The sequence below is a fragment of the Pseudoalteromonas sp. SR45-5 genome, assembly GCF_014163565.1.
GTDB lineage: Bacteria > Pseudomonadota > Gammaproteobacteria > Enterobacterales > Alteromonadaceae > Pseudoalteromonas > Pseudoalteromonas distincta.
Window position 1 is genome coordinate 1 of sequence record NZ_JACJDN010000403.1, and the last position, 3,801, is coordinate 3,801.

4 protein-coding genes are annotated in these 3,801 nt (G+C 37.6%); 1 reads left to right on the forward strand and 3 read right to left on the reverse strand.

Features of this window, described 5'->3' with window-relative positions:
- A partial coding sequence (locus H5072_RS14060) for a DNA phosphorothioation-associated putative methyltransferase (protein WP_182693872.1) occupies window positions 1-1,817 on the reverse strand: 1,817 nt, incomplete at its 3' end.
- A gap of 3 nt (window positions 1,818-1,820) precedes the next feature.
- The gene (locus H5072_RS14065; protein WP_182693873.1) at window positions 1,821-2,657 is read right to left on the reverse strand and encodes a DUF6997 domain-containing protein; all 837 of its coding nucleotides are present in this window, start codon (window positions 2,655-2,657) and stop codon (window positions 1,821-1,823) included.
- Window positions 2,658-2,963: 306 nt separating this feature from the next.
- Between H5072_RS14065 and H5072_RS14070 the strand changes: the two genes are divergently transcribed.
- Complete coding sequence (locus H5072_RS14070; protein WP_182693874.1) at window positions 2,964-3,416, forward strand: hypothetical protein; 453 nt, start codon at window positions 2,964-2,966, stop codon at window positions 3,414-3,416.
- Window positions 3,417-3,447: 31 nt separating this feature from the next.
- Here H5072_RS14070 and H5072_RS14075 read toward each other — a convergent pair whose 3' ends face one another.
- Window positions 3,448-3,663, reverse strand: coding sequence for a hypothetical protein (locus H5072_RS14075; RefSeq protein ID WP_182693875.1), 216 nt, complete (start codon window positions 3,661-3,663; stop codon window positions 3,448-3,450).
- Window positions 3,664-3,801 lie beyond the last annotated feature (138 nt).

Sequence of the window (3,801 nt, forward strand, 5' to 3'; positions counted from 1 at the left end):
ATGTAATCAAAAAAATCAACATCTTGATCTGCCATTTTTATTTTTACACGCTCTTTTAGACGCGGAAGAGGGGAATCATAAAAGCCTTCATAACCTAACAGTGTCACTTTACCTGAATGTATGTGAATTTTAATAAGCTGAATATCATCAAGCTCACCATACATTTGCAGTGCTGCGCCAATATACACGCGAAGTACTAAAGGTAGCAGAGTTATAAAATCCTTATGAAGCGTTAGTGAGTGTGGTAGCCTATTCTCAAAGTCGACTTTACTCGCGGGTAATATCTTCTCAGCTTCTAGGCACAGTGATTCAATTAATGCACTATCTGCTATTTGAAAAAGCAGCTCAGTGGCTTGGTGCTGCGCTATTTTGTAAGTGTCGAAGAATGCTTTTATATCACGCTTTAAATCTTCAGGTTGTTGGGCGTAAGGCTTTCGCTTTTCAAACATAGCAAGAGCAAAGTAAAGAAGTAAATCTTCTTTACGCATTGTTTCGGCGGTCGTTAGCTCGTCTTCTTCAAACCATTTTAAAACAAGTTGCAGGGCTTTTTTATTTGAACCAATGACTTCTCTTATTTTGTCACTTTGCGCAAACTCATTGTTTGCTGGGCAGCGGCCAAGCGTTAAGCATGTTAACCAAAACGATTCAAAAAGTTGCTGGTGTTGTGTAAATAAAATTCGCGCTTGTTCTTCATTAACAGGTTCTGGCGCTGTTAGGTGCTGCCATTTATAAGCACGTTTATGACGGTTTTGTAAAAAGTGTTGTTCGAGCTGCTTATCTTTAAATATATAATAAATACCAGGTGCAACAGCAATGGCGTTTTCATCAACGCTCATTTCTATAAATGCTTTAAGCTCTGCTTGCGTGTAGTATTTTTGAAAGGTGTTACGACTCGTAATTACGCCATCTTTGTATGGTTGAAACTGACTTATCAGCGTTTCGTTTCCGAGCATTGCTGATACAACAAGTAACTTTTGTGAAAGCTCCCATGCACCAAGTAACGCTTCTATTCGCTCATCTCTGTCTTCTATAACATTAATTACGAAACCAATGTTAACAATGTCAGAAATAACTTTATCAGCATCAGGACGGTAGTTTAAATCCCAACCTAATGCATCTATCCCATGAGCTTCGAGTTCGCGCAAGTCGTCGCCTCTGCCGCACCCGTAATCAAATATTGAATAGTCGCCGCTCAAAAAGCCATTTTTAGCGAGTGTTTTTAAAGGAGCTGAAAGTTCATGTCGTACAATGGCCGTTAAATGCCTGTCTATTGTTTTATCGTTATCAGGGCTTTGTACGGCAGAGCTTCGAAATAAACGACCATCAACTAGTTCGTATCCTTTCTTTGCAATTAAACGCTCCCACGAGCCTTTAAAACCGATCATACGGGTATTTTCGTATAGACCCGCTTGTTCGCCCTCTGCAGTTAGATCACAAAATAATTGGTAAAACTTACTAGCTGGCGAAACCATGGTTTCTTTTCTGTGTAAAATAGGCGGGTTTTCGCTGTTATCGTACTTAGTGATTTTATGACTAAGCTTTGCTAGATCTACAGTTACGCTTTGTTTAAGCGCGGGGTATGAATCATCATAAAAGGTTGGGTAGCTTAACAATGAAAGCCTAAAGTCACTTTTAAACAGCTTGATTAAGTCGAAATCGGATTCATCAACCTTTAAAGCTTGCGCAACAACTTTAATAAATTTAACTAAATCGGCAGGTGCATCAGCAAATGCATCTTTATGGAAATAAATTGCATCAGGTAGCTTTTTTGCTATTTTTACTTTTTTTACAAGTTGCTTAAATTGCTCTGCGTTCATAGTTTAATAATTTGCTAAATGTAGTGCCTGCACTTTACAGGGGCTCAATGTATGCAAACTATATAGTTCATCTTGTTGATTTACAATGCAAGGACACTCAGCAATATAAAAATCAATACCTTTGGCCGTTTTTATACTTCGCAGATAAACAGGGACTATAGGCATAGACGAAGGGAGCTTTTGTAATAGGCTTAAACTAGGGTAAAGCAATTTGTGTTTTGCTAGTGAATCAAACTTATCGCCATGTTTTGCTTCTATCACAAATAAGTGTTCTTTATCGTCTCGCTTAGCAACAAATACAGCATCGATTTCAACTTGGCCATTTATATGCTCAAGGATAACGTCTTCGTTAGCGAGTGGCTTAAAGCTAAACGTGAATGTACTTTGCCCCGTTGCTGGGACTACTATAGTTTTGTCATCTTTTAAGTTAAGTGCTTCAGCCATTAGACCTGATGCTATAGCTAGATTAACAACGGAGGTTTCAGTAACTTTAGGCAGGAGCTGAAATGCAAATAAGCTTCTTATTGATACGTTTGGTAAAAATAACTCTGGTTGCAATTGCCCAAACAAAGCTTGGTCATTAAAAAAGAAATCGTTTACATCACTTGATTTTACAAGTGAAAAATAAGTTTGATTATCGCCTAAGCGAGAGCCAAGCCTAAGTACCATCGTATTATAATCTCGTAAAGTTTTTGGCAGCTTTTTTATCGAATCTATAGATATTGATGCTGCTGTGTTTGCCTTTAAATTATTGGTACTTACATATTTTTGAAAGCCTTGGGGAGGAGACACTTTTTGCTCATTGGCTTGCATTTCTTGTAGTAAATCGTGAAATATCACTTATTCATCCTTGATTTCAAAATAATAAAAGTACGCACGTCCGCGTTTTTCAAACTTAAGCTCGCCACGTTCCCGACGATGCATTAACTCACAGTCTGATATTTTTAAGAGCTTCATCGTTTCTTTGCTTGAAAACCACTCTCCTTGTTGTTTTTGGTTAGCTATTTAAGTTACTCAAATTATGTATAAATTTAATATACATAACTCTTGGTATATCGACAAACTTATTCAAGTAACGTTAATTTCTATTGATTTATTTAGGCAATATCAATAAGGTGTGGGCATAAGAATTTTAAAGGTATAGCAATGGACGCTAGCAGAAACTCACCAAATACAACCTCTAATGAAAAACAGCTCAACTTAGTTTGCCCCTGCTGTTCTGAAGAAAGCTCTTTAGAATACGGAAACCATATTACTTGTAGTAAATGTGCAAAAACGTTTGCAGGCCACACCTATAAAAAATTTAAGAAGCCGTTTTTAACAGCTAAAGTCGCACTATTAATAGGGGCTGTGGGTGCGTATAAGTTAGATAGAGAGTTACTTGAGCCTAGTCGCTACTCGACCGGTGCTATTGTTGAAATAGTTAGTTTTTGTTCTAACCCTCAAGCAAAAATTAGTAAAAACAATTTACGCGTAAATGCCAGGATGTGTATTTGCGCATTAGATGAAACAATGAAAGTTGTACCTGAGGCGGAGTTATTGTCAAACAAGAAGAAATTTATTAACACTTTTGTTAGTAAGTTAAGTCAATGTAGATAGCGATACTTGCGTATCGCTAAAGGTACTCTTTTTATTTCGATTTTGGCGGATTATTACCTCTGCCTGTCCCTGAAGGGTTTCCTGTTTTACTCGGGCCATTAGACGGGGCTGGCCGTGAGTTTTGTTGGTTGTTTGCAGCTGCTCTTTGAGCTCGTGCAGCAAAGCCGCCCTTTTCAACGAAGCCGTTGTTAGCTTTTGCTTCTGCTGCTTGGATTCGTGCAGCGGCACTTTGATTCATGTTTTTCATAATATTACCTTTGTTTAGTTTAAGGAATGCTCTTCGCTTTGAGAGCAAAATCATCATAAATAAGGTGTTGGGACAAACTGGGACAGAAAATGGAAAAACACGAAGAATTACAAAATAAAATTAAAACTATTATTAAAG

Coding starts and splice junctions, on each gene's coding strand:
- H5072_RS14075 (WP_182693875.1), bottom strand. CDS start 3,663: ATGAAAAACATGAATCAAAGTGCCGCTGCACGAATCCAAGCAGCAGAA.
- H5072_RS14070 (WP_182693874.1), top strand. CDS start 2,964: ATGGACGCTAGCAGAAACTCACCAAATACAACCTCTAATGAAAAACAG.